24 protein-coding genes are annotated in these 26,387 nt (G+C 56.4%); 6 read left to right on the top strand and 18 right to left on the bottom strand.

From position 1 onward, the window contains the following. Positions 1–108 precede the first annotated feature (108 nt). Positions 109–1,437 carry a ferredoxin reductase family protein gene (locus tag WH298_RS23505; protein WP_180824259.1) on the bottom strand — a complete coding sequence of 443 codons (1,329 nt, stop codon included), beginning with the start codon at positions 1,435–1,437 and terminating at the stop codon, positions 109–111. Positions 1,438–1,765: 328 nt separating this feature from the next. Here WH298_RS23505 and WH298_RS23500 point away from each other — a divergent pair, with 328 nt between their 5' ends. Beyond that, complete coding sequence (locus tag WH298_RS23500) at positions 1,766–2,404, top strand: LysE family translocator (RefSeq protein ID WP_180824258.1); 639 nt, start codon at positions 1,766–1,768, stop codon at positions 2,402–2,404. 499 nt (positions 2,405–2,903) lie between these two features. Here the strand turns inward: WH298_RS23500 and WH298_RS23495 are convergent, their stop codons facing one another. From WH298_RS23495 to WH298_RS23480, 4 genes are all read right to left on the bottom strand, one after another. Further along, the gene (locus WH298_RS23495; RefSeq protein WP_049852849.1) at positions 2,904–3,704 is read right to left on the bottom strand and encodes an inositol monophosphatase family protein; all 801 of its coding nucleotides are present in this window, start codon (positions 3,702–3,704) and stop codon (positions 2,904–2,906) included. Positions 3,705–3,718: 14 nt separating this feature from the next. After that, positions 3,719–4,780 (bottom strand): ABC transporter ATP-binding protein, encoded by a 1,062-nt coding sequence (locus WH298_RS23490; protein ID WP_009128366.1) that lies wholly within the window; start codon positions 4,778–4,780, stop codon positions 3,719–3,721. Next, the gene (locus WH298_RS23485) at positions 4,777–6,999 is read right to left on the bottom strand and encodes an ABC transporter permease (RefSeq protein ID WP_009128364.1); all 2,223 of its coding nucleotides are present in this window, start codon (positions 6,997–6,999) and stop codon (positions 4,777–4,779) included. The genes WH298_RS23490 and WH298_RS23485 overlap by 4 nt, the downstream gene beginning before the upstream one ends. 106 nt (positions 7,000–7,105) lie before the next feature. Continuing rightward, positions 7,106–8,134, bottom strand: a complete 1,029-nt coding sequence (locus WH298_RS23480; RefSeq protein ID WP_049852846.1) for an ABC transporter substrate-binding protein — start codon at positions 8,132–8,134, stop codon at positions 7,106–7,108. 216 nt (positions 8,135–8,350) lie between these two features. Here WH298_RS23480 and WH298_RS23475 point away from each other — a divergent pair, with 216 nt between their 5' ends. Continuing rightward, a complete protein-coding gene (locus WH298_RS23475; protein WP_009128361.1) occupies positions 8,351–9,385 on the top strand; it encodes a LacI family DNA-binding transcriptional regulator in 1,035 nt (344 codons plus the stop codon). Here WH298_RS23475 and WH298_RS23470 read toward each other — a convergent pair. Beyond that, positions 9,343–10,278, bottom strand: a complete 936-nt coding sequence (locus WH298_RS23470; protein WP_180824257.1) for a LysR family transcriptional regulator — start codon at positions 10,276–10,278, stop codon at positions 9,343–9,345. The genes WH298_RS23475 and WH298_RS23470 overlap by 43 nt on opposite strands. Positions 10,279–10,412: 134 nt before the next feature. Here WH298_RS23470 and WH298_RS23465 point away from each other — a divergent pair, with 134 nt between their 5' ends. After that, a complete protein-coding gene (locus WH298_RS23465) occupies positions 10,413–11,105 on the top strand; it encodes an SDR family NAD(P)-dependent oxidoreductase (protein ID WP_180824256.1) in 693 nt (230 codons plus the stop codon). A 26-nt stretch (positions 11,106–11,131) separates the two neighbouring features. Here WH298_RS23465 and WH298_RS23460 read toward each other — a convergent pair whose 3' ends face one another. Then, positions 11,132–12,070 (bottom strand): LysR family transcriptional regulator, encoded by a 939-nt coding sequence (locus tag WH298_RS23460; RefSeq protein ID WP_180824255.1) that lies wholly within the window; start codon positions 12,068–12,070, stop codon positions 11,132–11,134. Between the two features lie 81 nt (positions 12,071–12,151). Between WH298_RS23460 and WH298_RS23455 the strand changes: the two genes are divergently transcribed. Continuing rightward, positions 12,152–12,973, top strand: a complete 822-nt coding sequence (locus WH298_RS23455; RefSeq protein WP_180824254.1) for an MBL fold metallo-hydrolase — start codon at positions 12,152–12,154, stop codon at positions 12,971–12,973. A 4-nt stretch (positions 12,974–12,977) separates the two neighbouring features. Continuing rightward, a complete protein-coding gene (locus tag WH298_RS23450; protein ID WP_180824253.1) occupies positions 12,978–14,342 on the top strand; it encodes an amidase in 1,365 nt (454 codons plus the stop codon). A gap of 89 nt (positions 14,343–14,431) precedes the next feature. Here WH298_RS23450 and WH298_RS23445 read toward each other — a convergent pair whose 3' ends face one another. The 4 genes from WH298_RS23445 to WH298_RS23430 all read right to left on the bottom strand — a co-directional run bounded on the left by WH298_RS23445 (position 14,432) and on the right by WH298_RS23430 (position 18,041). Continuing rightward, positions 14,432–14,839, bottom strand: coding sequence for a DUF2000 family protein (locus tag WH298_RS23445; RefSeq protein WP_180824252.1), 408 nt, complete (start codon positions 14,837–14,839; stop codon positions 14,432–14,434). A gap of 34 nt (positions 14,840–14,873) precedes the next feature. Continuing rightward, positions 14,874–15,731 (bottom strand): AraC family transcriptional regulator, encoded by an 858-nt coding sequence (locus tag WH298_RS23440; protein ID WP_180824251.1) that lies wholly within the window; start codon positions 15,729–15,731, stop codon positions 14,874–14,876. Positions 15,732–15,752: 21 nt separating this feature from the next. Further along, positions 15,753–17,051, bottom strand: a complete 1,299-nt coding sequence (locus tag WH298_RS23435) for an SLC13 family permease (protein ID WP_180824250.1) — start codon at positions 17,049–17,051, stop codon at positions 15,753–15,755. A gap of 90 nt (positions 17,052–17,141) precedes the next feature. Further along, positions 17,142–18,041, bottom strand: a complete 900-nt coding sequence (locus WH298_RS23430) for a LysR substrate-binding domain-containing protein (protein ID WP_180824249.1) — start codon at positions 18,039–18,041, stop codon at positions 17,142–17,144. A 99-nt stretch (positions 18,042–18,140) separates the two neighbouring features. On the opposite strand from WH298_RS23430, the gene WH298_RS23425 reads away from it, so the two are divergent. After that, positions 18,141–18,911 (top strand): 2OG-Fe(II) oxygenase, encoded by a 771-nt coding sequence (locus WH298_RS23425; RefSeq protein ID WP_009128333.1) that lies wholly within the window; start codon positions 18,141–18,143, stop codon positions 18,909–18,911. Here the strand turns inward: WH298_RS23425 and WH298_RS23420 are convergent. From WH298_RS23420 to WH298_RS23390, 7 genes are all read right to left on the bottom strand, one after another. Further along, positions 18,906–19,982 carry a DUF2817 domain-containing protein gene (locus WH298_RS23420; protein ID WP_180824248.1) on the bottom strand — a complete coding sequence of 359 codons (1,077 nt, stop codon included), beginning with the start codon at positions 19,980–19,982 and terminating at the stop codon, positions 18,906–18,908. The genes WH298_RS23425 and WH298_RS23420 overlap by 6 nt on opposite strands. Positions 19,983–20,126: 144 nt before the next feature. Continuing rightward, positions 20,127–20,897: a transporter substrate-binding domain-containing protein gene (locus WH298_RS23415; RefSeq protein ID WP_009128330.1), complete on the bottom strand. Its 771-nt coding sequence runs from the start codon at positions 20,895–20,897 to the stop codon at positions 20,127–20,129. A gap of 176 nt (positions 20,898–21,073) precedes the next feature. Then, positions 21,074–21,937, bottom strand: a complete 864-nt coding sequence (locus WH298_RS23410; protein ID WP_180824247.1) for a ribokinase — start codon at positions 21,935–21,937, stop codon at positions 21,074–21,076. 3 nt (positions 21,938–21,940) lie between these two features. Next, positions 21,941–22,798, bottom strand: a complete 858-nt coding sequence (locus WH298_RS23405; protein ID WP_009128328.1) for a MurR/RpiR family transcriptional regulator — start codon at positions 22,796–22,798, stop codon at positions 21,941–21,943. Further along, positions 22,798–23,769 (bottom strand): ABC transporter permease, encoded by a 972-nt coding sequence (locus WH298_RS23400; RefSeq protein ID WP_049852833.1) that lies wholly within the window; start codon positions 23,767–23,769, stop codon positions 22,798–22,800. Before WH298_RS23400 ends, WH298_RS23405 begins: the two co-directional genes overlap by 1 nt. A gap of 24 nt (positions 23,770–23,793) precedes the next feature. Next, positions 23,794–25,296: a sugar ABC transporter ATP-binding protein gene (locus WH298_RS23395; RefSeq protein ID WP_180824246.1), complete on the bottom strand. Its 1,503-nt coding sequence runs from the start codon at positions 25,294–25,296 to the stop codon at positions 23,794–23,796. 16 nt (positions 25,297–25,312) lie between these two features. Beyond that, positions 25,313–26,353: a sugar ABC transporter substrate-binding protein gene (locus WH298_RS23390; protein ID WP_009128323.1), complete on the bottom strand. Its 1,041-nt coding sequence runs from the start codon at positions 26,351–26,353 to the stop codon at positions 25,313–25,315. Between the last annotated feature and the right edge of the window lie 34 nt (positions 26,354–26,387).

Here is a 26,387-nt window from a genome sequence, read left to right as displayed (position 1 = left end):
GAATATAGCGTGCGTCAGATGACAGCACGGCCACTGAAGGTGACCGCCTTCACATTATTGAAGTAAACACGCTAATTAAACCCGCCACGTTATTCTGCGATAAGTTTATTAGCGCCAGGAGAAGCAATCTGCATGGAAATCCTTAAGGTTAATTTCATGTTGATTAACAGCCTGAATGAGCGTTTTTTTCAGACCTTCAGGACCACAGAACCAAATATCCAATGCTGCCGAGTGCAGATTATCTTTGATTGCGCTCACACGTTGTTCCAGAGTTTGTATAGCGTTGGCGGTAAAATAGTGCAGCACCACCTCTGTTTGCTGACACAGCGCTGGTAAAGAGTCGGGATAGCTAATTCCACTCTCGGGTCGGGTGAAATACCACAATTCTACGCCAGAAAGTTTTTCGCCTCTTCTGGCGGCGTCTTTAAGTTTCGCCATAAATGGCGTAATACCTATTCCGCCGGCAACCCACAATTGCTGATGACCTGTCGCCTTGAAGGTGAAATCACCATAAGGCCCCTCCATGTTTACGCGCTGGCCGGGCTGCAGATGGTGAGCCAGCTGCCGGGTATAATCGCCGAGTTTTTTTATCGATAAGGTCAGCGATTGCTGTTGCGGATTAATATCAGACAGCGTAAAGGGATGACGCTCGGTTGAGTGTTCAAACTGAACGAAAGCAAATTGCCCGGGTAACATGGCGATATTGGCAGGGTTGCGCAGTTTAACTTCTACAATATCTTGCGGTGCCGCAACGACTTGTAGAATCTCGCCCTGAGCGGAATAACGGCGTCCGGTGCGTTGAAACAGCGAGATCAATGCACAGCCAACCGCAACCAACGTTACCAGCGCCAGCAGGTAAGCCGCCGGTGTTTGCCACCACTCGGTTTTAAAAAGTGAGGTCATTACATGATACGCACAGGCAATATACACCACCGGGAAAGCTTTATGCAGATAATAGAAAATATGATATGGAATCTTTTTAGTAACGGAAACCAGTGAAAGCGCGATTAAAATATACAAACCATACTCTGCCAGTATCAGTCCAAACTCTAATAAACTCTCCTGCCATGACGTCATGACTATATGGCCCAATTCACCGGGATGAGTAACCACCCCGGCATCAACTAACCAATGCGGCACTTTCTCTGCCAGCCAGTGAATAAGCGCAAACACTACCGATGAAATAGCACACCACTTATGCAGCTTATACGCTTTATCCAGACCGCCGCACCAGCGAGAAAGTAACGGATGGCGAATACTCAGAATAATGGTAAACGACATGCCAAACCATGCTAATACACCTGCCAGAAATACCGTATTCTGCCGTAAGCTCCATAATAACGCATTGGCGTTAATATTGGCATATTCTGCCGAGAGCAGATAAGTCAGGAGCGCGACGATAAAAATAGAGAGATAGAGGTGTTTAATTTTCTTCATTGATCAAGCACCTCGTTATTAACATTTATTTCAATCGGGTATGACAATTCCATTCTGATAGCGATCATATTCATCCCTCGTAAAGTTGCCGGATAAATTATCACGCTCAATATCAAGATTTATGAGCAAGCTAAAAGGAGATTAAACATTGTGATAAGAACGTGGAGTTACTTACAGCTGAATTAGCATAATAAGAATGAATTGTGTGAGTGCAGCATTAATGCCTGCATGCAGCGCGATAAATTGCCCGCGACGAATAGTGCGACTTGTGACATCACGTTGTGATTTAATAACACTCCATTTACATGCCAGGGATGCTGACATTGCTATGTTGCAGTTTTCAAATGGTTTTCTGCTGAGTTTATCGTTGTGTCTGGATATCGGTCTCGCCAATATCGCCATGATTACGCTGGCGATGCAGCGCGGCTATTTTCACGGTTTCTGGCTGGGGATTGGCACCTGTATTGGCGACCTGATCTATGCGCTGCTGGCGCTAGCGGGAATGGCCGTGGTGTTGCAATTTACTGCCGTACGTTGGGTGCTATGGATTGGTGGCGGCATGCTGTTGCTGTGGTTTGCCGGGAAGATGCTGTATGCCGCACTGCGTAAACAGACGGAACTGCCGGAAGCGGAACAGCAGCCGTACCGATCGCTACTGCGCGAGTTTAGCCGTGGCGTGATGCTGGCGATGTCGTCACCTACTGCAATTCTGTGGTTCGCCAGCGTGGGCGGTGCCTTGATTTCGCGTATGGGACACGGCAGCGCCGCCGCCACCTCATCCTTCCTCGGCGGCTTCTTTATTGCGGGCGTGGTGTGGACCTGCGTACTCTGCCTGGTGGGTAGCATGGGCGGTAAGTTGCTCGGGCAGCGGCTGCTCAAGTATTCCTACCTCGCCTCGGCGTTGATCTTTGTCTATTTTGCGATCTATGTGATTTGGTCGGGTTATCGGGAATTTATTCTGGTTTGATGGGAGGTCGCCATAAATGGCGTAATGCCGATCAGTTAAGCACTGAGCGACTTTCGTTCGCCATCGGCTGAGGCAGTTTCATCTACGCCGTGCGGCGACCGAGAAGAGGGCGTCTAGGCCACGCCCTCTTCACTCCCCGGCCCTGCGCCAGCCCATCCCGCCGCTTCGCGGTGCCTTCACTCCTTCACGATTCCTGACGGACCGGCGGCGATTCGCTCCTGCTCAGCGCCGCCTCTCGCCGCATCCCTGCGGCTCGCCCTGGAATCCCTCACTCGCTCAGCGGGCTGGGATGTCGCCTCAACACCCGCGCTTCAGCATCAATGCGTCTTACTGATTCATCATCGCTAAAACGCCTGTAGGGTCGCCATTCATGGCGACCAGGGAACCCCAACTGAGCCAGTGCGCTGGTTAACTGACGAGCATTAGGCCATAAATGGCGCCCCTACAAAAGCGTGGAAAATTGTCGTAAGGTCGCCATTGATGGCGACCACAACCAAGATTACAAACCGGCAATGCGCTTCAAATCGGCTTCTGCACCCGGCGCCACGGCCAGTACCTGCGCGCCTTTCAGCAGACGTTCGCCTTCGGTGTTGAACGGGTGATACCAGCCGCCCGCCTCTTTCACCAGGCAATAACCCGCCAGACAATCCCACGCATGCATGTAAGGCTCGTAATAACCGACCACGCGGCCGGCGGCGACCCACGCCAGCATCAATGCGCCCGAGCCGATGCGGATAAAGTTGCCGCCCGCCGCCAGCAGCGAGGCGAGAATTTTGCCCACTTCATCCGGGCTGACGTGGCTGTTGGCACCAAATCCGGTGACGTGGTTTTGCAGCGTGCGCGTCGCGTCCACCTGCAAGCGCTTGCCGTTGAGCGTCGCGCCCTGACCGATCGCTGCCACGTAGCACTCTTGATAATAAGGCGCGAAAATCACGCCAATCACCGGCACGCCGTCATGTAACACCGCCACTGACACGCACCAGTTTGGCATGCCGTTGAGGAACGGACTGGTGCCATCGATGGGATCGACCACCCACGTATAACCTGATGAACCCTGCTGCAGCCCGTACTCTTCGCCGAGGAAACCGTCATCCGCAAACTGCGCGCGAATTTGCTGATCGATCATCTGTTCCACTTCACGGTCAGCGCGCGACACCACATCCTGCAAATCGTATTTGGTTTCCACCACTAAGGTCTCGCGCTGATGGAAATACTCGAGCGCTTTGGCACCGCCGGCGCGCGCGACTTTTTCCGCCAGAATCAGGCGTGATAACAGCGGGTCGTTGTCTAATTCACTCATCATCCATCCTTACATTAACGGGCAATCAGGGCCAAACCCTGAGGTTTAAAATCGATGGCGACGTTCGATGCCAGCGGCAGCTGCTGCTCCATCTCCGCATCGACAATGAACAGCGAACCCAATTCGGTAGCCACCTCATATTCGATATGGTCGCCGAGCCACGTGCTGTGCGTCACTTCCCCGCGTAGTGCTCCCGCGCCCTCACCGCGCAGCGTAATGAACTGTGGCCGCACCGACAGCTGTGCTGCACCGGTTTTCAGGCCATTACCGCGCACGCGATAACGCTGGCTGCCTAAGCGCACCAGCGCTTCGCTGCCTTCCAGTTGCTCCACTTCGCACGGCAGAATATTCGCTTCGCCCATAAAGTCGGCGATAAACACCGAGTTTGGCGCGTGATACAAGCTTTCCGGCGCGCCCTGCTGGGCAATATCCCCCTCTTTCATGACAATAATCTTATCGGACACCGCCAACGCCTCTTCCTGATCGTGCGTGACATACACAGCGGTGAAACCGAGTCGCTGCTGTAGATCGCGGATATCGGTGCGCACGCGCCGCCGTAAACGTTCATCAAGATTAGAGAGCGGTTCATCCAGCAGCAGCACCTGCGGCTCCAGCACCAGCGCGCGCGCCACCGCAATACGCTGCTGCTGCCCACCGGAGAGCTCCGACGGCAGCCGCTGGCCCTGATGTTCCAACCCCACCAGCTTCAACCCTTCGCGCGCACGGTCCTGCGCTTCTCGTTTATTCATGCCGGACGATTGCAAGCCATACATGATGTTGTCGAGCGCGCTCATATGCGGGAACAGCGCGTAAGACTGAAACACCATCGCCACGTCGCGCTCGTTAGCCGGCAAGTTGGTGACATCTTTGCCACCAATCAAAATGCGCCCGGCGGTGGGATGCTCCAACCCGGCCAGCAAACGCAGCGTGGTGGTTTTACCGCAGCCGGACGGACCCAGCAGCGTGACCAGCGTGCCGGGCTCGACCGTCAATGAGAGATCGGGAATGGCATCAAAACCGGCAAAGCGTTTCGAGACATGTTCAAACACCACAGAACCGGCGGTTACGCGTGTCATACGGCACTCTCCTGAGTTAATGAAGTTGAAGCAGGCGGCACAACGAGATCGACCGGACGGGCTACGCGGCGTAGACGCCGTTCCCCCACCAGCCACTGGAACATGCCGATAATCAGCAGCATCACCACAATCAGCACCGTGGAGTAAGCAATCGCCACGCCGTATTCGCCGTTTTCTACCAGCCCGACGATGTAAGACGTGGCCATGTTGTACTGCGCACTGACGAGGAAGATCACCGCACTGATTGAGGTAATGGCACGCACAAAGGCGTACACCAGCGCGGCGCTGATTGCCGGTTTCAACAGTGGCAGCACCACTTTGCGCAGCGTGCGGAAGCTATTGGCGCCCAGCGTTAATGATGCTTCATCGAGGCTTTTATCCAGCTGGCTCATCGCCGCGATGCCACCGCGTACGCCAACCGGCATATTGCGGAACACAAAGCAGGCCACGAGAATCATCGCCGTGCCGGTGATCTCTAGCGGCGGCAGGTTATACGCCATCACGTAGCTCACGCCGATGACCGTGCCGGGAATGGCGAAGCTGAGCATCAGCAGGAATTCGAAGGTCTGACGACCGGCAAACTTCTGCCGCACGATCAGCCAGGCGGTTAGCAGGCCGACGATTGCCGTTAGCGGCGCAGCAATCAACGCAATCTCCAGCGTGGTCCAGAAGGAGTTCCACGCCACGCCGCTCCACAGCAGATGTCCATTGCTGAAGCTGACGCCAAAGGCACGCACGTAATGCTCGATAGTTAGCGCATCATTTAAGCCCCACGACTGCACAAAGCCACCCACCACAATCATGCCGTAGATCACCAGCGTGAACAGGCCCCACGGAATCACCATGCCGTAGACGCCGTAACGCAGCACGCGCGGCAGCTGCACGTGTTTACCGCCGTCGCCTTTACCGGTGACGGTGGCGAAGTTTTTGCCGCCCAGCCACCAGCGTTGCAGCACAAAAGCGGTGAGCGTGAAGCACAGCAGAATCATCGCCAGCACCGCAGCGCGGCTGGGATCGTTTTGCGCGCCCACCACCGAGAAGAAGATTTCGGTGGAGAGCACGCCGTGACTGCCGCCCAGCACCATCGGGTTACCGAAGTCAGCCATGCTTTCAATAAAGCTAATTAAAAACGCGTTGGCTAAACCCGGCGCCATCAACGGCAATGAGACGCGAGTAAAGGTGCGCCAGCGATTGGCACGCAGCGTTTGTGAAGCCTCTTCCAGTGAGGGACTGACGCCTTCAACCACGCCAATCAGCACCAGAAACGCAATGGGCGTAAACGACAGCACCTGCGCGATCCAGATACCGGTTAAGCCATACAGCCAGCGACCTGGTTCGATGCCAAACAGCGCCGCCAGATGTTCAGTGACCACACCGGAACGGCCAAACAGCAGAATCAATGCCAGACCAATCACAAACGGCGGCGTGATGATGGGCAAAATGGTCAGCATGCGCAGCGCCTTTTTGCACGGCAGCGGCGTGCGGGTTGCCGCCAGCGCAAAGGCCAGGCCGAGCAGCGTGGAACCGGCGGCGGTCATCAGCGCCAGCCACAGCGTGCGCCACGCGGTGCCACAGGTGCCGCCCGACAAACAGGAGAGGCTCCAGATGGAGGGGTCCTGAAGGTTGCTGATCAAGCCATCCGGCTTAAAGCTGCCGTCCACATCCTGTACGGACACCACGAACATGCTCAGCACCGGATAGAGCACAAAGATGCTCACCAGCGCGGTGAGCAGCACCAACGATGCCACCACAAACGCATCGCCTTTCATCACGCCGCGTTCGGCCAGCGCGAAGGAGAACAGCAGCAGGAAGGTAGTCAGCAACAACAGTGCGCCCGCGCCCATAGCCGGTTGACCGGACGCCAGCGCGCCGAAGCGGTTTTCCAGCCACAGCCAGCTCCAGCCGCTGTAACCGATGGCGTGGCCTTCAACGATCAGGAACAGCACGCCGAGCGCGCTAAACAGCAGCAGCAAACGGCTGCGCGCGGCGCTGGGCAAGACGCCACAGGCGCCGCATAACACCCACAGCGCGATGGCGACCATCAGCCACGGATGTTCACCCAGTTGCCAAAGTGCAGGCGCGCTGGCGCTGTCGCTCCACAGGCTGGTTAGCCAGCCGCTGCTGAAGAAACCGGCTTCCAGGCTAAACCACGGCAGCAGCAGCAATGCCACTGCGCCGATAGCCAGCGCGCCTGTCAGACGGCGATTATGTGCATTCATGCATTCCCCCAAAGTGTCATTGCGTGCACGTATCCGTAGCGGCGCGATTTATCGCGCGGTTTTAACGGCGCGCAATGAATTGCGCCGCTACGATGTCTGCAAATCATCACTGCGCGCTAGCGCCGATCTCTTTATCCCAACGTCCCAGCAGCGCTTTGCGTTTTGCCGAATCGCCGTAGGTTTTGAAGTCGTAATCGATCAGTTTGATGTTCTCGAAACGCGGCGCGTACTCTGAAATCTCCGCGTTGCGGTTCGACGGCAGCTGGAAGGATTTAGCCTCTTTCATGTGCGATTGCGCTTCGGCGCTCAGCGCCCAGTCATACCAAACTTTGGCATTCGCCAGGTTGCGTGCCCCTTTCACAATCGACATCGAGCCAATTTCATAGCCGGTGCCTTCGCACGGCGCGACGGTCTTGATCGGGAAACCATCCACCTCCATCGCCACCGCATCATGCATAAACACGATGCCGACGGTGGTTTCGCCACGCGCGGCGGATTTCACCGGGGCGGAACCGGATTTGGTGTACTGCGAAATGTTGGCATTGAGCTTCTTCAGATAATCGAAGGCTTTATCTTCGCCCATGATCTGCACCAGCGTGGCCAGCGTGTTGTAGGCCGTGCCGGAGGAGTTCGGGTTAGCGATCTGGATTTCACCTTTGAAGCTGGGATCCAGCAGATCGGCCCAGCATTTCGGTTCTTTCAGCTTTTTCGATGCCAGCAGCTTGGTGTTGTAACCCCAACCGAGCGCACCGGCGTAGATGCCTACCGTGCGATAGCCGGAGTTTTCCGCCTGCTTCTGCGCCCAATCCTGCTGCTGATCGAGCAACGGCGATTTGTACACCTGCGTCAGCCCCTCTTCCGCCGCCTGCATATGCGGATCGCCGGTACCGGCCCACCAGATATCGGTGCGTGGATTGCGCGCTTCACTGCGTAGACGTGCATAGGCTTCGCCTGCTGAGAGTCGCACCATGCTGACTTTAATATCCGGATGCGCCTTGCTGAAGATGTTGGTCATGTGTTCGCACACCACCACGTCGGCGGAACAGACCATATTTAAGTTGCCCGCTGCCGAGGCGGCAAACGGCAGTGCACTGCAGCAGAGGGATAGCGCGATGGCCATTGAGGTGACTCGCATAGTGTTCTCCTGGATTGTAGGGTTGGTGCTTCATTGGCACCTTTTCTTGCACGTGTGTGCAAAGTAGTAATGAACAAGAATTGTCCTGTCAAACACCACAGTGCGCAAATGTCAGGCAATGTCACAAAAATGCAACAAATGAGATCTCAAGCTGTTTGCACAGCTTTGCAATCTCAGGCAGACTCTGTTCAGCCAGAATGTGAAGAGGTGTGGAGCATGCAGTATGAGAAAGCGGTGGTGAGCGCGCAGGATGTGGCCGATCGTGCCGGCGTTTCGCGCTCGGCGGTATCGCGCGCGTTTACGCCGGGTGCCAGCGTGTCGCCGGCGACGCGTGAACGCGTGATGAAGGCGGCGGAAGAGCTGGGCTATCACGTCAATCATCTGGCGCGCGGGCTGGTGCGTAACCGCAGCAGTATTGTCTGCCTGATCGTCTCGGAAATCGCCACGCCGTATCGCGCCAGTCTGGTGCGCTGGCTGACGCAATTTTTACAAGAAGCGGGCAAAGTGGCGATGCTGATCAACACCGACCGCTCGGATAACAGCGTTTCAGCGGCGCTGCAGCAGGCGATTAATTTCCGCGCCGATGCTTCGATCATCCTTTCTGGCATGCCGGATCGCACCATCACGCGCCAGTGCTACAAACATGGCCAGCGCATCATTCTTATCAACCGTGACGAAGCCCTACCTGGCTCGCTCAGCATCAATCTTGATGCGGAGAGTGCCGCACAAACCGCGGTGATGGCGTTTCAGCGCGCCGGTTGTCAGCATCTGGCGTTCGCCAACTCGCTGGCGGGCACGCCGAGCCTGAAAAAACGTGAAGCCACCTTTGTCACGGCGGCGGAACGCGCTGGTTTAAGCGTGACGGTGGAGCGCTTTGGCACCACCTCCTACGAGAGCGGGCAAATTCTGGCGCACCGCTTACTGACGCGTCATCAACGTCCAGATGGCGTGTTCTGCGTGACTGATTTGGTGGCCTGCGGATTTATGGATGAAGCGCGGCACCGCTTTGCGCTGCGCGTGCCGCAAGACCTCTGTTTGATCGGCTATGACAACATCGCCCAGGCTGGCTGGTCATCTTATAATCTCACCACCTTTGCCCAGCCGGTAGAGCAGTTCGCCCAGGACGCGGTGAAATGGTTGATACAAACCGAGCAGGACGACACCGGCTTCACGCCACAAGGTGAACAGCAGCACGACAGCCTGCTGTATCAGGCCGATGTGGTGTGGCGCGGTTCGGTGCGCGGCGGCTGACAAACACATTTTACTACACCGCGCAGCCAACGATGTGCGGCGTCATTTTCCAGCCTGGGATGCCACAGTTGTGACACCGTCATTTCTGGCGTCGGGAACGGCAGTTCAAACATCGCTAACCTGTGACTGTTTTTGATCAATGGATGATGAAGAAACAGTGAACGCGGCACCAGCGCGACAAGATCCGATTCCTGCGCAAGCGCCACCGCCGTTGAAAATGCGGGCACCACCGTCGCCACCTTGCGCGTTAAGCCGGCCTGCAGCAGCGCATCATGAATCGGCCCGCCCAGCTCACCCCGGCGTGACGCCACAATATGACCAAAGGCCGCAAACTGCGCGATATCCAGCTGTTGCGTGAGCGCATGTCCGGCACGCACCACGCCAACAAAGCCATCGCGAAACAGCGCCTGCAAGCGAATCTCCGGACCCATATTGCCCAGCACACCAATCTCCAGATCGATATTGCCTTCACGCAAGTCGCGCGCGCTTTTTTCCGGCTTCGGCACAAAACTTAGCCACGCCTGCGGCGCTTGTTCGGCCACGGCGGCGATCAGCGCGCCGCCGAAGGCTTCGACAAATCCTTCATTGGTGCGCAGCGTGAAACAACGATCTAACTGGCGCAAATCCAGCGACTGCGCCGTCGGGCTTAACACTGCCCGCGCTTCACCTACCGTGTGATGGGTGCGCTCACGAATGGCTTCGGCATAAGGCGTCAGCACCATCTGACGCCCGGCACGCACTAATAGCGCATCGCCAGTGGTGGCGCGTAAGCGCCCAAGCGTGCGGCTCATCGCCGATTCGCTCAGGCCCAGACGACGCGCTGCGCCAATCACGCTGCCTTCAATCAACAGCGCATCCAGGGCAATTAACAGGTTTAAATCGGCATTATTCATGCGCGCTATCCTCGCTGATTCATGGCCAGGTGACAAGGCGTTTGCTGCAGGTTATCAATGTAGATGCTGCGTATTCCGCCTGCCCTCACCCGACGCTACACTCTTTGCATCGCATCTACACAAAGGAGAGCTCCATGAGCGAAGCAACACGCGTATTACTGATTGGCGCTTCACGCGGACTGGGTTTGGCGCTGGCGGAAACCCTGCTCCAGCGCGGGTATCAGGTGGTCGCCACCGGACGTGAAAACTCAACTGCAAACCTGCAACACCTGGCACAGCGCTTCCCGCAGCTGTTGACGGTGGAAAGCGTGGACATCAATCAACCTGAACAGGTGAAAGCGTTGCACACGCGGCTGGCGGATCGGCAGTTCGATATGCTGTTCGTCAACGCCGGGGTAAAAAATGACGACCGCGAAACCATCGCTGATGTGTCAACCGAGGAGTTCATCCGCGTCATGGTGACTAACGCGCTGAGTCCACTGCGCGTGATTGAGACCTTTAAAGATCGTGTCAGCGCCACTGGCACCATCGCGGTGATGTCATCCGGCCAGGGCAGTTTGACCAACAACACTAACGGCAATTACGAAGTGTATCGCGGCAGTAAAGCGGCGCTGAATATGTTGATGCGCAGCTTCGCCGCGCGGAGCGCCGACGATCGTACGCTGTTGCTGATGGCGCCGGGTTGGGTACGCACCGACATGGGCGGACCGGAAGCACGCTTGACGATTGAGGAGAGCATCCCAAATCTGCTTAATACCATGGAAAGCTACGCCGGGCGGCGCGGGATTCATTATCTGGATTATCTGGGCCGCGTGGTGCCGTGGTGATCAGCTGGTCGCCATGAATGGCGCCGCTACGTTAGGTGCGGTGTTTTACGCTGTATCAATCTGCGCAGCATGTCCCGCAGCCAGCAATTGGCGGCATCTTCGCTGCGCGCGTTGTGCCACAGCAGCGAAACCTCATAATCCGGCATGCTGACCGGCACCGGCGCAGCGTTCAGGTCATACAGCTCACGCCAGGATTCCACCAATCCTTGCGGCACCGTGGCAAACAGCGGCAGGCGTTTTAACAGCAGCGGTAACGAGGAAAAATTCGGTGTGACATAGCGCACGCGTCGCGTTAAACCCTGCTGCTGCAACTGGCGATCCAGCGCGCTTTCGCTCACGCCACGATACGACACCAGCGCATGCTGGTAGCGAACAAACTGCTCTAGCGTCAGCGGTGCATTTAAGGAAATTTGCTGGCGATCCCACAGGGTGCTGAAACCGGCACGCAGGATCTTCTCTCGCGTGAGATCGCGGCTGGTTTCATTACCTACCGCGATCGCCACATCGGCCTGCTGCTGCTCCATTAACGGCACCGCCTGCCACGGATCGGCGGCTATCACTTTCACCTCAATATTCGGCGCTACGCGCGCCAGCTCAGCCAGCAGATCCGGCATCAGCCAATGCTCCAGCCAATCGCTCATGCCGATACGAAAACTGTGGCTATCCTGCGCGGCATTAAACGGCTGCTGGGTGAAGATCACGCGATGCAGATCCTGCATCAACGGCGCAAACTGCTGCACCAGTTGCTCAGCTCGCGGCGTCGGCGTCATGCCATTTGAAGCGCGCACAAACAGCGGATCGTCAAACATTTCACGCAGTCGTTTCAGTGCCGCGCTGACCGCTGGCTGTCCCAGATAGAGCCGATGTGCCGCCTGCGTGACGCTGCGCACTTCAAACATCACCAGCAATACCACCAGCAAATTCAGGTCGATGCGGCTGAAATCATTTTCATTGATGCTTTGCATGATTTTAATCAATTTAAATAATGTTAGTACCGTCAGTATAGTAAGGCTTCTTCGCTGATACCAAACCATAAGGAGCACCTGATGACGATTCGCGTTGGCGATTGCCTGATTACCAAAGTGAGCGAACAAACCGCGTCCTTGCCAATGGGCGTGCTGTTTACGCCGCATCGGGCGGAAATGCGTGATGAACTGGCTCAGCAGCCAGCGGAAATATCGATCCACAGCTGGGTGGTGCGCCACGCTGAACAGACCATCATTATCGATACCGCGACCGGCAACGGACGCCATCGCGATAACAAGCCGCTGTTTCATCAGCTCAATACGCCGTATGCAGAAAACCTGGCGCAGGCGGGTGTCGATCCGGCAGAAGTGACGCTGGTGCTGATGACGCATATTCATACCGATCATGTCGGCTGGAATACGCATCTAAAAGATGGCCAATGGACTCCGATGTTTCCCAATGCGCGCTATATCTGCTCGGCACGGGAACTGACGCATTGCCAGCACCATCCGGCAACTCAGGAACTTTATCGCGACAGCCTTCTGCCGCTGATCGAGAGCGGGCAACTGGAGAGCATCGACGTGTTGAATTCGCCGCTGTTTGCTGGCGTGCTGCGTTATCTCTCCACGCCGGGGCACAGCGGCGATCATGCGTCGATTGAGCTGGAGAGTGCCGGCGAGTGCGCCATTTTTGCTGGCGATGTGATGCACAATCCGATTCAGTTCCAGTATCCGCACTGGAACTCACTGTTTTGTGAAGATAAAGCGCTGGCCGTTACTTCGCGTCAACGCGTGATGGACTGGTGCGCACAACATCAGGCAATCTGGTTCAGCACCCACTTTACTGGCAGCTCGTGTGGACGCGTCACGCGCGACGGGCAATGGATTCCGCTGGAGGTTTAACCTGATGCAATACGCCGATTATCTCACCGCTTCAATCAACGACTTACAGCAGGCGCTAGCGCAACGCACGGTGAGCGCTCGCCAGTTAACTGCCTTTGCGCTGCAGCGCATTGCCGACGTGGATCAACCGCGCTACAACGCCATTACCTGGCTGTTTGCCGATGAAGCGTTAGCAGCGGCGGACGCTAGCGACACGCGTCGCCAGCGCGGTGAGCGGGTGCGACGGCTGGAAGGTATTCCGGTGCTGATTAAAGACAATATCGACGTCAAAGGCTGGCCAACCAGCGCCGGTTCGGTGCTGCTGCGAGAAGTGATTGCCGGCGAAGATGCGCCACTTGTCACCCGGCTGCGCGATGCAGGCGCGATTCTGATCGGCAAAACCGCCATGCATGAGCTGGCGGCGGGTATCACCGGCGCGTCGTCACTGAGCGGCTTTACCCACAACGCGTGGGTTGCAGGGCGTTCACCGGGCGGATCGAGCAGCGGTTCCGCCGTGGCGGTGGCGGCTGGCTATGTACCGCTGGCGATGGGCAGCGATACCGCTGGATCGGTGCGCATTCCGGCGGCGTTTAATCATCTGTTCGGATTGCGCATGACGCGCGGCGGCATCAGCACCCAAGGCATTGTGCCGCTGTCGCCAACCCAGGATATTCCTGGCCCGCTGGTGCGTTCGGCGGCGGATTTGCGTTTAGCGTTGGAGATTTTAAGCGAACAACCGTTAGCAGTAAGCGATGAACCGCTGCGCATCGGCATCTGGCAGCAAGGTTTTGCACAGGATGAAGATGAGATTAATCAGGCAGTGCGTGCCGCGCTGGCCGATTTTGCACCGCGAGAGGTGAGTTATCCGCAACTGGCAACGCTGGCCGCTGAGGCCAATATCATCGGCTATGAATTTGCTGCAGCGCTGGCGGCCTGGCTGGCAGATAAACCACAGGCCAGGTGCCGAACGCTTACGGATGTGGTGGCCTCCAGGCGCTACCATCCGCAGCTGGAAACGGTATTTACTTCGCGTGCGCAGCATGCGGGAACCGACAGCGAGGATTATCGGGTGGTGCAACAGCGCCAGCACGATCTCTATCAGCAACTCGCGCAGTTCTTCGCTGCGCATCAGATCAATCTATTGGCCTATCCGGTGGTGCGCCATCCGCCGGTTAAGCACGGTGAGATGCAGGAAGGCAGCAATGCGTTAGTTTCAGCGGTGACCGGCGCGCCAGCCATCAGCATTCCAGCCGGATTTAGTCAAGAGGGTTTGCCGATTGGGCTGGAGTTGCTAGCGTTACGGGGGCGGGAAGATTTGTTGCTCAGCGCGGCGGAGAGGGTAGAAAGCGCCCTCACCTTAGCCCTCTCCCACAAGTGGGAGAGGGAATAATTAGGTGGAGCGAGTGATAAACGTTTAAAACGCACTTTCGGTTCCCTCTCCCGCCTGCGGGAGAGGGTTAGTGTGAGGGAAACCCCGCACTAACCGTGCAACGCCAGTCCCTTAATCGCCTTATCCACCGCCTTCTTCGGGCCGCGTAGTGCGATACCCACCAGATTCAGATTATCGGCGTCCTCCGCCTTAAACACTGCGCGGTTGGCCGCGTCGTGCCCGGTGGAAAACATCGCTTCCACATACGGAATGAGGGTTAATTCACGCTCCAGCCCCTGGCGATGCGCGCGCTGTAATCCCGCTAAATCACCGGCAAACACAAGCATCGGCTGACCGGCCATATTGCCGTACTGACGCTCTTTGGCATCAACATAGGGTGCGCCCATCATTTCAGGTGCGGCGGAGGCCACGCCGGTGGCGAGAAATGCCACCACGTTCAGGCGCTGCCAGGTGGCTAAATCATCACGTACGATCAGGGCGATTTTAGTATCAAACATCTGTAACAACTCTCCGATGACAACAAAAACCTTATCATCTAAGAGCTGGCAGGGAAGCGTATAGAACGTTTGTGCACTGGCGTTGATAGGCGGCGGGCGTCATGCGATAGGCACGCTGAAACCAGCGGCCAAGATGGCTTTGATCGGCAAATCCCACCTGCGCCGCCACCTGCACCGGTTCAATACCCTGCGCCAGTAACGCGCGCGCGCTGCGCAACCGCAGGCGTACCAGATAGGCGTGCGGGGATTGGCCAAATGCCTGTTTGAATTGACGTGTGAGACGAAAACGATCGATGCCGGAGAGGCGCGAGAGATCATCCAGGCCAATATCCTGCGCCATAAAATCGTGCAGATAGTCGCGCAGCAGCTGCATCTGGCGCATGGCTTCGCTGTGCTGCACGCTGGGCTTGGTGTCCAGATGGCGCGACAGCAGGGTAAGTAGATGATCGAGGCTTTGATCGCGCGCCAGCCGCCCTTCGCCCTGATGCACCGCAAACCACGCTTGCTGAATCGTACTCGCCAGCAGCGCGTCGTCGGTGAGCGTGTGGCGGAAAGCGCCTTCAATCTGCGACACATCGCCCAAGCCGCGACGCTGCATCATCTCCGCCACCCAACGCTGCGGCAGATAGAGCATTACATAGGTGAAACCTTCAGCGTCCGGCGCGTGCCCATCATGCACCGCGCCCGGCTCAATCAATATCGCCCGGCCAGGCGTGCTGGTGTGCAGCGCGCGGTGGCAGTTGAAACGTTGTAACCCCTGCTGCGTAACGCCCACCAGCAGTTCATCGTGATCGTGCGGATCGTAAGCGTGCCCGCGAAAATGCGCGTTCACGCTCTCAATTCCGGTCTCGTCGTCACGACGAAAATCAACCCAATCGTTATTGGCTGGCATACAGCATCTCAGCGAGAAAATTCAGACATAGCCTAGCAGCCGAAACCACAGGTAATCCAGCGGTAACAGCAGCAGCACGCTGAACAGGAAGATCAGCGCGCACAGCTGCAAACCGGCTTTGGCCGGCACGTTACCTAAGCCCATCGCCACCACCACCGGCGATGCCTGGTAAGGCAGCAAAGGCGTGGCGTAAGCAAACACCTGCAGCATGATGATGGTGAGCAGCGGAAAGTCGGATGCATGCGCCAGCTCTTGCGCCATCGGCGTCACCATCGCCGGTACGCCATTGGCGGTAAGTACAAAATTCATCAGCGACACCAGCGCATTCAGCACGGCAAAATTGCCGAACGAAGGGTGATCCTGCAACGGCAGCACGCTGAGCAACACGTTGGCAATCATGCGCCCCAAACCGGAATCCACTACCAGCGTGGCAACGCCAAGTATCCCGGCGATGTAAATACAGGTGCGGAAGTTCACGCCGCTGGCGAAATCCTCGCCGGAGATAAAACCGACGCGCGGCAGCAGACAAATACAGGCCGCCGCCAATCCGACCCAGGCGGCTGGCAGGCCGTGCACGCTGTCGGTCATCCATAGCAACAAGGTGATCGTGAGCAGGCCGATTAATCGCCATTCGCTGCGGCTTAACGCGGTTAATCGATCGCGCTGCAGCACCGCCAGAGGTTTGGCACGAAATAGCAACAGCAGGCAGCCAATCAACAGCAACCCTTTGCCGATGCCAACCACCGGCATGTGCAGCAGCCACCACGGCAACCACTGCAGATGTAGCTGATACGCGCTTTCTGCCGCCCCGCTCAGCACCAGATTCGGCACGTTGGCGGGCAGAATACTGGCGGAGAGCTGAAAGGTGCCAAATCCGACGGCCAGCGCCAGACCGATGCTGCCGCGGCTGCCCGCTTTGATCCCCGCGCGTTCGCCCATCGCCAGTACCACCGGCATCAGCAGCGCGATACGGCCCATATTCGAGGGCATGACAAACGCCAGTAAATACGTGAGCAGTACCGTTCCCGCCACCATGCGCGGCCAGCTTTGGCTCAACGGCACCACTAAATAGTTGGCCCAACGCTGCGCGAGGCCGACTTTACGGATCGCCGCACCCAGCACAAAACCGCTCAGTACCAGCCAAAATGCCGACGATGCAAAACCGCTGAACACGCTGCTGGCAGGCGCCAGTTTTAACAGCATCGCCGCGGCAAAAAACAGCAGCGCGGTAACGTATTCCGGTAAACGCGCGCTGGCCCACAGCACAATGGTGATAGCAACCACCAGCGCGGTGAGCCAAAAATTGAGATCTGAGGTCACGACTGAACTCCCTTTCCTCGAGCCATTACTGCAAAGCGCAACAGCTTACTGCAAACCTATGCAGAGAAAGATGAATTTGTTAACAGTTTTTTAACTTGAAAGCGCCGTGAGCCAGTTGATCAGCGCATCGCTGCCGGGCTGGCTGAGCGAGCGCTGTGGCCAGGCAAGGAAATAGGGTTTGCTGAGCGGCAGGCTGAGTGGATCGACCATCACTAAATCACCGCGCGCCAGTTCGGCAGAAATTAATCGGCGCTGACCGAGCAGCAAGCCCGCGCCTGCCACGGCGGCATCAATCGCCAGCGAAGTCAGATTAAAGCTGAACGACGGCTGCGGCGGCGGATCGTCAATCCCTTTAGCCTGAAACCAGCTGCGCCAGTCAGGCAAGAAACGCCCTTCGTTGCCCCAATCAAGATGAATCAGCGGCGCCTGCTGCAGAACGTCCTGCCCGGCAAAGCGTTGCAGCAGCGCCGGACTGGCGACCGGCACGACCTCGTCGCGGAACAGCAGCTGCTTATCGAGTTGTGGATAACGATCTTCCCCAAAACAGATGACAAAATCAGCCGGCGTGGCGTTGAAATCTACCTGCGTATGCGTGCCGTGCAGGGATAAATCGATCCCGGGGCACTGCTGGCGCCACTGGGCAATGTTGGGCAGCAACCATTTCGATGCTAAAGCCGGCAATGAATAGAGCGTCAGCTTTGGCGCCGCTGCCGCATGGCGCAGGTTTTGCTGGCCGAGATGCAGAATGTCGAACGCCTCGGTGACGTAGCGCAAATACTCTTTGCCGATATCGGTCAGCATCACGCCGCTTTGGGTGCGCACAAACAGCACGCTGCCCAACTGCTCTTCCAACTGACGAATCTGCTGGCTGACGGCGGCAGGCGTTAACGCCAGCTGCGCCGCCGCTTTCGCCAGGCTGCCTAACTCCGCCGCCACTTTAAACGAATGAATGACGCTGATTTTTGGCAAACGCGGTGATTGCGCAGGCATTAAGGTTTCCTTAGCAGGGTGTTAAATATTTATCGTTACGCACTAACATATCAGCGAGTTACAGTGATTACCCACCCGTAAACAATGAGAACTGCTGCTATGTCTGCCTTGATTCGTTTCGATCTGCATCCGCTGGCCGACGCCGACTGGCGCCGCACCTGCCGCGAGCAACTTAACCAGCACGGCGCGCTCGTGTTGCGCCAGTTCTTACAGCCCGCAGCGCTGCAAACTATCATTGCCGAAGGCGATGCGCAGCGCCATCTGGCTTATCACACCGCCAGCAAACACAACGTCTATTTGCTGAAAAAGGATGAAAGCTTCAGTGACGAGCATCCGCGCAACCGTGATGTCATCAGCACCAAAGGCTGCATCACCGATGATGTGATTGGCAGCGATTCGCCGCTGCGTCAGCTCTACAATGACGCCTTGTTCAAAAGCTTCCTGTGCGACGTGCTCGGTGAAGAGGCGCTTTATCCGTATGCCGATCCGCTCTCGTCGATCAATCTGCACTACGCGCCCGACGGCCAGGAACTGGGCTGGCACTTCGATAACTCCTCGTTCGCCATCACCCTGCTGCTGCAAAAACCGCGCGCGGGGGCGGTGTTCCAGTATGTGAAGGATTTGCGCAACGCCGATGCCGGTGAGATGAACTTTGACGGTGTGGCGGCGGTGCTGGATCAGCGCCATCCGGTTGAGGCGCTGGCGATTGACGCCGGGGATCTGGTGCTGTTCCGCGGACGAAATTCACTGCATCGCGTCACGCCTACCGAAGGCGATATCACCCGCATGTTGGCGGTGCTGGCCTATAACACCGCGCCGGGTATTGCGCTATCGGAAACCGCACGTATGACGTTTTATGGCCGGTTATAACGTCGCCAGCAACGCACGCCAGCCGCGCACAAAGATCTGCTGAGTGCGAAACGCCACCAGCGCCCGCCAGTCGGCATCGGCGGGCCAGAATCCCTCCACTAACGCCTGCTTGATCACCCGCCCTGGCTCGCTGGCGGGATCGCCTTGCAGATGCAGCCAGTGATCGTCGCGCACGCGGCGATGCATCTCTTCGCCGGGATAGGTTCCGCACTCCACCACCAGCGGCAAAATCTGCACCTCAGGTAACGCGGTGAGTAAAAATTGCGACAGATAACCGGTGGCAGTGGCGGTCACGCCGGTTTCACTATCGCGACCTGCGCCGGTAAACAGCAGCGTTAGCCATTCGCCGTATATTTCTTTGCCCCAGTCGTGCGCAGCGAAACGCTGCTCGGCAATCGACAGCAGCATCGGATGTCCCCACGCGCCCGCGCCGGTGTGCAAATCGAAACTAATAACGGTTTTCGCCTGCGACAAATGGTTAGCGATAATGCTTTGCAGGGTGCGGTATGACCAACTGGCTTGCTGACCGCCGTAAAAGAAGCCGTCCGCCGCGACATATTGTCCCGCTTCCACCACGCGTTTGACGGCCTGCCAACCGGCATGGTTAAGCGTTTGCGCGAGCAGTTGATCGGCGTGACTGCGCTCGCCGTGATAGATGCCGTGCCACGCAGCGTAATCAGGATTCGCCGGCGCAGGTTGTGAGAAATCGATGAAGTTACGGTTAAGGTCGATGTTGTCTTCATTGACGCGCCGCAGGTGCGCGGCACCCCAGGGATTCAGCAGATGCAGCATGACAATCGCGGTATCAGCGGGCAGCGAGGTGAGATTGAACAGATCCAGCCAGGCAATCTGACAATCGGAGCCGTAATACCCTTCCACGCCGTGGGTGCCGGAGATCACCAGCATCAGCTTTGCAGCGTTAGCAGCACCGATGACGGCAACATCGGTAAACAACTCTTCACCTTGCGGTCCGGGTAACGGATGGGGGTAAGAGGTTAATGCGCCGTTATGGCGTCTGACGGCGGCAAGAAAACGCGCGCGCTGGGTAGTGTAGTGAGGTAAGTCAGGCATGATTGATCTTGCTCTAATTAATCGCGGCCGGGATTGATCTGACCAGCATGGTGCGGTTTGCGGCGAGGTCGCCATAAATAGCGAGCCAACGGGAATTGTAGGGTGCGCATTAATGCGCACCGTTCCAATGGCCGCGCCTTCTGATTACGGGTAGACCTTGAATTTAAAATACTTCTGAGCCAGTTGATCGTAGGTGCCGTTGCTGTGCAGTTCGGCCAATGCGCTATTGATCAGTTTAAGGTTGGCCTCATCGCCTTTGCGTAGTCCAATGCCCACGCCGTTGCCGAGGATCTCTTTATCCACCAGCGTGGCGCTGATGACGTAATCTTTGCCTTCCGGCGTGCTGAGGAAACCCTGCTCAGCCGAGACCGCATTCGCCAGGCTGGCATCAAGACGACCGGCGACCAGGTCCGGATAGATCTCCATCTGGTTCGGGTATGAGACCACGTTCACCCCTTGCGTCGCCCACTTCCCTTTAGCATAGGTTTCCTGAATGGTGCCCTGTGCCACGCCAATCTTTTTACCGCGTAACGCTTTGATGTCACCAGTCAGCGGACTTTTTGCCGGTGTCAGCAGCGCACTCGGCGTAATGTAGAGCATGTCACTAAAAGCCACCTGCTCGCGGCGCTTCTCGGTCATCGACATCGCCGAGAGAATGGCATCAAATTTCCTCGCTTGCAGCGCCGGAATGCTGCCATCAAAGCCAATCTGCACCCACTGGCATTTAACCTTGGCCTGGGCGCAAATCGCGTTGCCGAGATCGATATCAAAGCCCTGCAGCGAACCGTCACTGGCTTTGGATTCAAACGGTGGGAAAGTGGGATCAACACCGAAGCGCAAGGTTTGCTCGGCAAACGCCACATGGCTGAAAGCGCTCAGGGAAAGCAGTAACGCGAAGGACAGCTTTTTGTTCATTGTTATCTCCGGCAGGCAGGTAAATTCACAACAGCATGCAGAGTTAATAACATGATGGAAACAATGTCACCACTAAAAAGAGGGTTAGTGTGCAGATGAATTTCTTATTAAACAGAAGGAGTTAAGTGATTTTATCTCCGGCAGTAAGAGAAACTTAATGCCGGAGATAGCGCGCATCAGGCGGCGACGGGACGAGAAACGTGTTCAGCTGCCGCCTGATTGGCTTTGTCTGCTGCATCCGCCAAACTGAGGCCCGCCAGCAGCGCCTGACTCAGCACCCCGACGAAGCAATCGCCCGCGCCATGCGTACTCACCAGCTTGACCGGAATGGCCGCGATGCTAAACGCCGTACCGCCCGCTTCACACAGCGCCAGCCCGTGTTCCCCCGCCGTAACGATCACCTGCGGGAAACGCTGCGCCAGCGTTTGCGCCGCTTCACAGGCCGACGCCAGGTCGGTTACCGCGATCTGACACATATCACGCGCTTCCACCGCGTTGACGATCAGCAGCTGTACGCACTCCGCCAGTTCCGGCGCGATGTCACGTGCCGGAGCCGCGTTGATGCACACTGGAATACCCCGCTGCTGCGCCTGCTGCGCCAGTTGCACATTCACGCTGGCCGGCACCTCATTTTGCAGCACCAGCATACCGGCATCGCGCCACAACTCCGCGTTCAACGCCGCGACATCAATATGCAGATTGGCATTCGACACCACCACCGCGCCGTAATCCCCTTCGGCATCGCTAATTGCCACGCTCATACCGGAAGGCGTGCCGGTCAAAATCGCCACCGCCTGGGTATCCACGCCCGCTGCCTGCAGCGCGCTGATGAGAAATTCGCCCTGCGTATCATCGCCTACGGCGCCGACAAAACTCACCGGCACACCGGCACGCGCCGCCGCAACCGCTTGATTACCGCCTTTACCACCAAATTTATAACTGCAGCCGCTCCCGATAACCGTTTCGCCTTTTTCCGGGCGATGGTGAGCCGCCAGCATAATGTCGTAATGCAAGCTTCCGGCAACAATGATTTTGTTCATGGTTTAAAAGTCCCGCAGGTCCTGAACCGCACGCTGGGTTTTCATCAGATTAGTTTCTGCCAGCTTAAGATCTTTTTTGGCAATCGCGACGAATAACGCATCGAGAATATTTAACTGCGCGATACGTGAAGCGGCATTTTCGCCAAGCAGATGCGATCCCTGAGAAGTTGATGTAAGAACCACATGCGCAATTTGCGCAATAGGCGACTCGGCATAATTCGTAATCGCAATAATTTTTGCGCCGTTACGTGCCGCCAGCTTAATAGGATCATTTACCGCGCGCGTGGCACCGGAGTGGCTGATGGCGATAACCACATCATCATCAGACAATACCGCTGCCGACATCAGCATAATATGGGCATCATCATAAGCCGTCGATTTAATACCAATTTTAAGTAGCTTATGCGATAAATCGCGCGCTACTGTGGCAGAGCCACCCACAGCATAGAGATCAATATGACGTGCTTTAAATAATATATCTGCCGCGCGGTTAAACTGCGCAATATCCAGAATTGATAAGGTCTCTTCAATCGCCTGAATCGAGGTTCTGAATACTTTCGCCAGCAATTGTTCCGACGAATCATCCGGCTCAATTTCCGCATGCAAACCGGCCACTTCCGACTGATTATAATAGATCAGCCCGGTACGAAAATTACGAAAGCCGGTAAAGTTAAGCTTCTTGGTAATTTTCACAATCATCGCCTGCGAGACACCATTTTCCTCAGCAATCTCCTGCAGCGATGTTTGTTCATTAATGTCGGCTCTGGCAATAATCGCTTCTGCTACGCGTCTTTCTAGCGGCGTCAGTTGCGGTAAGCGCATGCGAATTTGAGCGCCAATGGCTCGCGGATCTTGCTTCATTACCTGCCTCTTGTCGCCCGGTCAATCAACATCGCTATGATAATGATTAGGCCTGTAGCAAGCAATTGATAAAAGGCCTGAATATTTAGCAGAGTCAAGCCATTACGCAAGGCACCGAGAATAATGGCACCAATTAACGTGCCGATAATGCTGCCTTTGCCGCCCATCAGCGAGGCGCCACCAATGGCCGCCGCCGCAATGGCATCGAGTTCCCACAAATTACCGATGGTGGGTTCAGCTGCCCCTAAGCGACCAATCAGAATTAACGATGCCAGAGATGCCAGCGTGCCGGAAATAATATACACCGTGACTTTAGTGCGCTTAACCGGTACGCCAGCCACGCGCGCCGCTTCTTCATTACCGCCCACCGCAAGAATGTATTCGCCCAGCGGGGTTTTATTCATTACTACCCATAACAGCAGCGCAATCACCGCCACAATCACAATCGGCGTCGGCACACCGAATACCGCACTATTAATAATGCTGCGGAATTCCATCGGAATACCAAACACCGGATTACCGCCAGTATAGATTAGCGCAATGGCACGGAATAATGATAAACCGCCGAGCGTAACAATAAACGGCTGCAATCCCGCGTAGGCAATTAATGTGCCGCTAAATACGCCGCACAGTGCGCCAATACCCAGGGTGGCCATAATCGCTACCGGTACCGGTACGCCCGCTACCATCATGGTGGCACCTAATACCGCAGACAGCGCTGCCGTAGGCCCCACGGAAAGGTCAATGCCGCCTGAAATAATCACCAGCGTCATACCTAACGCAATTAAGGCGTTAATTGATGACTGCTGCAGAATATTCAGCAGGTTTGGTACGGTAAAAAATACTGGCGATAAGAATGAAAAGGTTACGACGATAATGATCAGACCGATTAACGTGCCCGCGTCGCGCAGATTAAATTTGAGCAGCGCCGACGGCGCAGTCGTAGACTGAGTGGTACTTTGCGTCATCATAATTTAGCCTTGATAGAATAAGCGTTAAACGGCTTCTTTAATTTCTTTAATCGCAAAGCTCGCGATATTCTCTTCGGTAATTTCCGCACCCTGCAGCTCGCGGGTAATTTTTCCTTCGCGCATCACTAATACGCGATCGGACACCCGCAGTATTTCCGTCATTTCCGAAGAGACCACCACAATAGCTTTGCCTTGTTGTGCCAGTTTCTCAATCAGATTATAAATTTCTGACTTGGCACCGATATCAATTCCCCGGGTCGGTTCATCAAATAAAAATACGTCTGCATCTGCCGCTACCCAGCGACCAATAATCACTTTCTGCTGATTACCGCCGCTGAGCGTGCCGATCGGTTTTTCGATATTCAGCGGGCGCAGTTTCAGATCTGACATCACCTCCTGCGCCACCTGGTTCAGTTTGGCTTTACGGATCAATCCGCCCAGCGTGAAGTTGCGCATCGACGGCAGCGCCATGTTCATTTTCACGGCGCGCGCCTTGATGATGCCCTCTTTCTTACGATCTTCCGGCACTAAACCAATACCGGCACGAATGGCGGCGCTGACATTGTGATTGCGCACCGCTTTGCCGTTAACGCGCACTTCACCCGCGCTGCGTTTGTCGATGCCCGCAATCAGCTTCAGTAACTCGGTTCGACCGGCGCCCACCAACCCGGCAATGCCCAGCACTTCTCCCGCGCAAACAGTGAAGCTGGCCGGTTTAATCTCGTTGCCGCGTGTAACATTTTCCACCTGCAGCACCTGACGATCGCTGGCCCAGGAGTGGTGTTCCAGCTTTTCGATTTTACGCCCGACCATTTTGGCGACGATGCTCTCTTCGGTTTCATCGCAGATGTTCACCACGCCAACCTGGCGACCATCACGCATGATGGTGGCGCGGTCGCACACCTGGAAAATCTCGTTCATCTTGTGCGACACGTAAATCAACGACACACCGGTGGATTTCAAATCCGCAATCAGTTCAGCCAGACGGTCAAACTCGCGTGGCGTCAGGCTCGAGGTGGGCTCATCCATGGCAATGATTTTGGCCTCATCCAGCAGCGCGCGGGCAATTTCGACGATCTGCTGCTGCGACACCTTGAGATTCTTAATCGGCTCGGCCGGATTAATGCTCGGGTCAAGCTGCTTAAGAATGTGCACCGCACGGGCCAGCTGTGCGCGCTTATCGACAAACAAACCGTTCATGGTGGTCAGCGGGCGACCGAGAAACATATTCTGCGCTACGGAGAGCTCGGGAACATGCTGTAATTCCTGGTGAATCATCGCGATGCCGGCATGGCGTGCGCTCAACGGATTCTTCATCTGCACCTGCTGACCGTTGACATAAATCTCACCGCTGTCAGCCGGACGTACACCGGAAAGAATGTTCAGCAGCGTCGATTTACCCGCGCCGTTCTCACCGATGAGCGCGTGTACTTCACCTGGCCGCACCATAAAGTCCACCTCTTGCAGCGCCGCAGCGCTGCCGTAGGTTTTTGTGATGCTGCGCATCATTAAGCGATACTGTTCCATACGCTCTCCGCCTGTTTTACTGCTGTGCCAGCAACTGACGCAGTTTGTTGTTGTCTTTGGTTGAAAACGCCTCGGCGTTATCTTTGGTGATCAGCGCCTGCGGCGTGGTGACCACGCGCGACAGTTTCTGACCACCGATCAGACGCAGGATCACTTCTGTCGCCACTTCCCCAGTCAGCACCGGGAAGCTATCCACCGTGCCGGTCAATTCACCGCGCTTGATTGAGGCATAGGCATCTGAAATGCCGTCGGTGCCAAATACCGCAGTTTGTTTGGCTTTATTCTGCGCGCTCACCGCTTCAACTACGCCCAACGCCATGGTGTCGTTATTGGCGTAGAAACCGATCAAATCAGGATGCTGCTGCAAAATGGTCGACGCGGCGTTGAATGCCTGCTCACGGCTCCAGTTGGCCGGCACGCTGGCCACGATGTTGAACTTGCCATTAGCCTGCAGCGTTTCTTTGAAACCGGCGGTGCGCTGGCCTGCCGCATAGACGCCCGGCTGGCCTTCAATTACCGCCACTTTGCCGCCTTGCGGATGGTGCTGGATAAACCATTTCGCCACGCGTGCCCCGTTATCTTTCTGCACGTTGCCCACGTAATACCGCGCGCTTGGCACCACCGCATCGTTGACGTTCACCACCGGAATACCTTTGCTGCTGGCACTCTCCAGCGCCGGTTCGAGGTTGATATCCGTTTGCGGCGAGACCAGCAGGCCATTAAAGCCCTGCGCAATCAGCGTTTCGGCAATCGACAGCTGACCAAGCTGATCGTCCTCATTGGCCGCCGCCTGGTACGCCACGGTGAAACCATATTTCTTCGCGACGTTTTGATAGCCTTCGCCGAGAGAACGCCAGTATTCATTGGTCAACGTTTTCGACACGCCACCAATTTTCAGTTTGGCATCGACTTTAGGCATCGGGCCGTACTTGCTTTCCAGTTGCGTCCAGTCGGTGCGATCCGGCTCGGAATCGGATTTCAACGGCGCTAATGTGGCGGCGTAAACGCTGGAGCACAACAACGCTGAGGTCAGGGCAGAGAGTAAGAGTTTTTTCATGGTGTTAGCCTTTTTATAGTTTTCGCGGAACGTT

Source organism: Pantoea nemavictus, assembly GCF_037479095.1.
Lineage (GTDB): Bacteria > Pseudomonadota > Gammaproteobacteria > Enterobacterales > Enterobacteriaceae > Pantoea > Pantoea nemavictus.
Note: the sequence above shows the minus strand (reverse complement) of the source record. Positions and strands in the feature narration are given on the sequence as shown.